This window comes from Deinococcus rhizophilus, from assembly GCF_030271215.1.
Taxonomy (GTDB): Bacteria; Deinococcota; Deinococci; order Deinococcales; family Deinococcaceae; genus Deinococcus; species Deinococcus rhizophilus.
In genome coordinates this window covers 1-4,877 of sequence record NZ_JASNGB010000206.1, presented here as the reverse complement: position 1 = coordinate 4,877, position 4,877 = coordinate 1, and the positions used below count along the sequence as shown (strand labels likewise).

3 protein-coding genes are annotated in these 4,877 nt (G+C 64.1%); all 3 read right to left on the bottom strand.

Translation table 11 applies throughout. The annotated features are described in order from the left end of the window. Positions 1–53 precede the first annotated feature (53 nt). A complete protein-coding gene (locus tag QOL99_RS15075) occupies positions 54–764 on the bottom strand; it encodes a tyrosine-type recombinase/integrase (protein ID WP_104992252.1) in 711 nt (236 codons plus the stop codon). Next, entirely contained in the window at positions 761–3,733 is a 2,973-nt protein-coding gene (locus tag QOL99_RS15070) for a Tn3 family transposase (protein WP_104992253.1), read from the bottom strand. Before QOL99_RS15070 ends, QOL99_RS15075 begins: the two co-directional genes overlap by 4 nt. A 417-nt stretch (positions 3,734–4,150) precedes the next feature. Continuing rightward, positions 4,151–4,877, bottom strand: a 727-nt coding sequence (locus QOL99_RS15065) for a hypothetical protein (protein WP_285525025.1), incomplete at its 5' end; no start/stop codon positions are given.

Here is a 4,877-nt window from a genome sequence, read left to right as displayed (position 1 = left end):
TGGGGGTGGTTTAAGGAAGCTGCTACCAAGCGCAAAGTGAAGGCTTTCCCGAGCTACACCGGGAAGCGCCCGATCACCCGGTCGTACTCGCGCTGGGCCTCGCCCAGCGCCAGCCGCGAGTAGATTTCTAACGACTGCCGGGAAGCATGGCCGCTGTACGGCTGAATCAGCGCGTCGTCGAGGCCCTGTTTCTTGAGCCAGGTCAGCAGGAAGTGCCGCAGCTTGTGCGGCGACAGGCTGCGATCAATGTTCGCCAGAGCCGTGTAGCGCTCAAACATTCGCCGCACGCCCCGGTCGCTGTACCGGCGCTTCCACGAGGACTCGAACAGGTAGATTCCTCCCTGTTGTCGTCTCTGGCCGATATGAAGCGCCAGCGTCTCCTTGAAGGGTGCTGGGAACGGCACCACCCGGTCCTTGCTCCCCTTCCCCAGGTTTACCCGGATCTGGCAGGCGTCCAGGTCCACGTCCGCGAGGCGCATCATCACCAGTTCGGACACGCGTACACCGGTGTACAGGAAGGTCTTGATCAGCACGAGGTCAGCGGTGCGGCGCGTGCGCCACACCGCCTCGTAGAACGCCCGCACCTGCTGCTCGGTCGGCACCCACGGCAGGCGGCGCGATGGTCCCGGCACCTCCACTTCCAGTTCGGTCCGCAGGTGACGGAACACCTCCTTGAGGTAGGCGTAGTCTGGCCGCTCAGCCCGCAGCAGTTTCGCCAGTTCACGCGCTTTCTTCTTCGCCCCGGTGCGCCGCGTCTGTGTCATGCGTCCACCTCGACCTCCAGCTTGAGCCTGCGAGTCAGGTCCAGTTTGAACTCCCCGTATGGGTTGATGTGGTGGTGCATCAGGGGCGACAGGGCACGCCAGTCCTCGGCGGTCATCCGCTGCCGCCACGTCTCGCTGCCCAGCACTCGCTGGATCATCAGGGTGTTGACGTACACCAGGCTGTTTTGCAGCAGTTGCAGCGCCAGCATGGAGATTTCCTGCGCTTCGAGGTTGTTGGTGCTGATCTCCCCGCCCTTGCCGAAGAAGATGAAGTTGGTCGTGCCATTCCAAGTTTCAATGACGTTCAGCCCCTCGTGAATCTCCCGGCGCACCTCCTCCCGGTGCAGGTACTCGCAGACGAAGATGGTCCGCAGCACCTTCCCCAGTTCGCACAGGGCTGCGTAGGTCGGGTGCTGGGCGTTGGCCCGGGTGAAGCGTTGCAGGATGGCCTCGGGGTCGGCCAGCCCCAGACGCAGTGCCGTCGCGTACTTGACCATCGGCTCGTACTGCTGCCGGATGAGGTCCCAGCGGATCGACCGCTGTGCCTGCACAGCGGCCAAGTTCGGCACCTGAGCCGCGAACGCCATATTCGGCAGGTACAGCCGCTGATGGGCGATGTCCGCCAGACGGGGCATCAGTTTGAACCCCAGCAGGTGGGTGAAGGCGAAGCCCGGCTCGCTCTGCCCGTGGGTGTCTACATAGTTCTTCTCGACAGACAGCGAGGTGCAGTGGCGCAGGACCCCCTCGATCATGGCCGCCACTTCTGAAGAGGAGCAGGACTTCATGCTGGAGTAGATGCAACTGGCACGTCTCTCGACGTGCCAGTAGATCATCACCCCATCCCCGCCGTACCGGATGGACCGCTGCGTCCGCAGGTTCCCGTCCCAGGCGGCGTATTTCTTGGCATCACTGGCGCAACTGGTGGTCCCCTCGCCCCAGATGTCCGGGCGGCGCGCGGCCAGCGTGGCGTTCACGACTGCGGCGTTCGCCGCCCGCAGCGCGTCACGGTGGATGTAGTGCCGCCGGACGTACTTCAGGTCCGAGTACCCGACCCCGTCCTGCCCGGCGGCCACCCGCTTCAGTCCTGTGTTCGTCCCCAGGCCGTACAGGCACAGCAGCAAGCGCTGCTGGAGCTGGTCACGGGGCATGTTCTCGCGCGTCATGAAGCTCTTGAAGTGCGGGGTAATCCCCGCACGCCGGTCCACCTCGACCAGGACATCGAGCAACTGGGTGTTCCAGAACTGCCGCCCCACCTCACCCTTCACCGTGTCGTAGAAGGGCGGGTCCGGCTGCCGGGTCAGGGGCGTGACCACGAAGCGGCCCCCGTCCCGCGCGACCACCCGCACGCCGGGATTCTTCGGCAGGCCGTCGTGCAGCATCACCAGGGCGTCCTTGAGCTGCTGCTCCAGACCCTGCACGAAGGTATCCACCTCCTGCGGCTGTCTGAGCGCCTGGAAGTAGCTTTCTTTCCTGGCTTCGAAGTCCTGGGGCAGGTCCTTGTCGGGGTCGCGGTACTTGTCGGCCCCGATCACCCAGATTTCGCGGGACCGCAAAGCGTCCCGCAGCGCGGACAGGACGCACAGCTCGTAATTCACGCGGTTGACCCGCATTCCACCATCCGGCCCCCGTTCGAGAATCAGGTCACGGATGTTCCGGTCGATCACGCCACCGACCGGGATGTGTTCCTCGTACGGATAGATTCTCGCGTTGCTGTCCACATATCGCCCCAGCAGGCCCAGGGCGTCAATCACCGGCTGATGCCGGTGATTGTTGGACCGGAACGACAGCTCGGTGAGCAGCCAGGGGATCATCCGGCGGTAGTGGCTGCGGTAGGTGCCGCGCACGATGGTGTGGACCTGCTGCCGGAAGCCTCCCTTCTCCTTGTACTCGCGTAACAGATCACGCAGGGTCTGCTCGTCCACGACGGGGAACAGCACCTCGCGCACTGTGCCGTCGGGATTGCCCAGTGCGGCCTCCAGCAACCGCTCCAGAATGCGGTCCTTGTTGTGGACCCGCCGGAACTCGGCCACGAAGTTCCGCTCCACCCGCCGCTCGGCCTTAACGTTGATGTGGTGGACCATGTCCACCAGATGCGTGACCAGGGCGTCGGTCAGTTCTGTCATGCGGGCGACGCAGAAGGCCGCGAGCAGCGTGAGACGCACGGACGGGGTCTGGGCACGAAAGTGGCTGGGGGACTCATTGGAGGCCCGCTCGCGGTAACGGGTCAGGACGTGGGGGGCCACGTCCGCGAAGAGGGCCTGGGGGAGCTGCAACCGACGGAGCAGGCGGAGCTTCTCGATCTGCTCTTCCACGCTCTCCACGCCGCGTTTCTCCGAGTTGGTCCGCAGGTTTTGCAGGGCTGAACTACGAGGGCCTTGGCCCTCGTGGTCTTCCGGCTGGTCTTCCTCCAGCGCCGTCGGCCTCAGCAGCGCCTCCAGCCCTGCCCGGTGTTCGGTACTCAAGCGGTTGTGGATGGTCTGGCACAGGCGCAGGTCATAGTGCCGTTCCGCCGCGTCCACGAACCGCTGGAGCCGCCCGGGGCTGGGGGGCTCGATCCCGTTTTCGCGGAGCCAGCGCAGAGCAGCTTCGGTCACAGCCCCGGAGCGGGTCTCGTGCGGAACAACGGACTGGCTCAGCCAGTCCGTCAGCGTGCCCGCATCCTCGGTGGTGAACTCGCGGAACCCACAGAACGCCCGGATGTCCTGACGCTGGTAGCTGCTGTTGCGGCTGCGCCAGTTGAAGTCCCGGTACTCGTCGGTCGCCACGCCGACCTGCCGGGCGACGTACTCGACGACGGCTTCGGGCACCTCATGGGTGTTGTAGGGGAAACGGCCCTCGTGCTGGAAGGCCTTGAGCATGACGGCGAAGCCCAAGCGGGTGGGGCCGGTCTTGTTCCGCAGCAGGTCGGTCTCGGTGGGCAGCAGCGTCCAGGTGTCGATGAGTTCGTCGATGGTCCAGCGCTGCTGCATGGAGCCTCCCTGAAAAAGTGCCGGGAATCGGCAGTGACGGTACTTCCACGGGAGGGCCAGCCGCCGTGGGTGCGTGTTGTAGGGCAACCGCAGCGTACACCTCACCTCACAGCGGAGGAAGTACCGATGCCAGAGTGCAATTCGGCACTTAGTGTGCCCGATTTGTTGTTGCAATCGTAGGACCCCGTTTGGGGCTTGGCTGAGCCTGGCTGGGGAGCGTCTGAGGGGGCCGTTTCTAGCTTTCGGGTGACGAGGAATGCTTTTGCTCGATGACGAGACGTTCTTAGACAAGCCGTCCTCCTCAGAATGCAGAGGACGTGGTGGTCAATGTGCCAACCGAGATAAGCGGCAGAACGTCGTCCGTAGCTTCTCAGCCCCAAACGGCGTTTGTCAGGGATTGAGGATGCCCCTTCTAATTTACTTTCCGCCGACAAGTCCGAAGGCGGCTGCGGCGCGCTGCAATTCCATCACGGCCCGTTGCTCGTCCAGATTCACCACATTGACTTTAAGGAAAGTGTCTTGCGTTCGGTACTGCGCTTCGCAGGAGCGATGCACAGCGCGCCGAAGCAGCGGGTAATCCTCCACGACGATGTTCACAGCGTTGCAAGAGCTGAAAATTGTTCCCGTTGCCCAGGAGCGGCGGTTGAAGGACGCACGGTCAAGTTGCCCTTCGTAAGAGGCAAGGGCGGCAGGTGTACCCGACCATCGCCCTACGAGAATCGCAATGGCCGTGCCCTGTTCAGCGCTGGCCGGTGGTCGAGGAGTGGAACGAGTGTACAGCAGCAGGGCGGCTGGGGAGCGGGTGTCGTCCTGGCGGACCGCCCGCTCGACAAGTGCCTGTGTGGTCGTCCAGGTACCCAGCAGTTTGTAGCCGCTTGGTGCTGGGGGCGGGAGCCGCAAGCGCAGCAGGTTGCTTGCGGCCTGGGGCGTGCCCGTAGTGAAGTTCCGGCTCAAGTCCGGGTAGGGGCTGGCAAACATCGCGTACATGAGGCTGTCGAAGCTCAGGGTACGTGCAGCTGCGTCACCGCTTTGTGCGTGAACGGGTAGCGCCACCAAAGAGTTGAGCAGGCTGGCGGTGAGCCAACGGCGGTGAACGGGGGACATGAAAGCAGTGTTTAGCATGGTAATGAGAGTCGCGGGGGGG

Excerpts from the sequence above, each read along its gene's own strand:
- QOL99_RS15075 (WP_104992252.1), bottom strand. The coding sequence starts at position 764 with ATGACACAGACGCGGCGCACCGGGGCGAAGAAGAAAGCGCGTGAACTG.
- QOL99_RS15070 (WP_104992253.1), bottom strand. The coding sequence starts at position 3,733 with ATGCAGCAGCGCTGGACCATCGACGAACTCATCGACACCTGGACGCTG.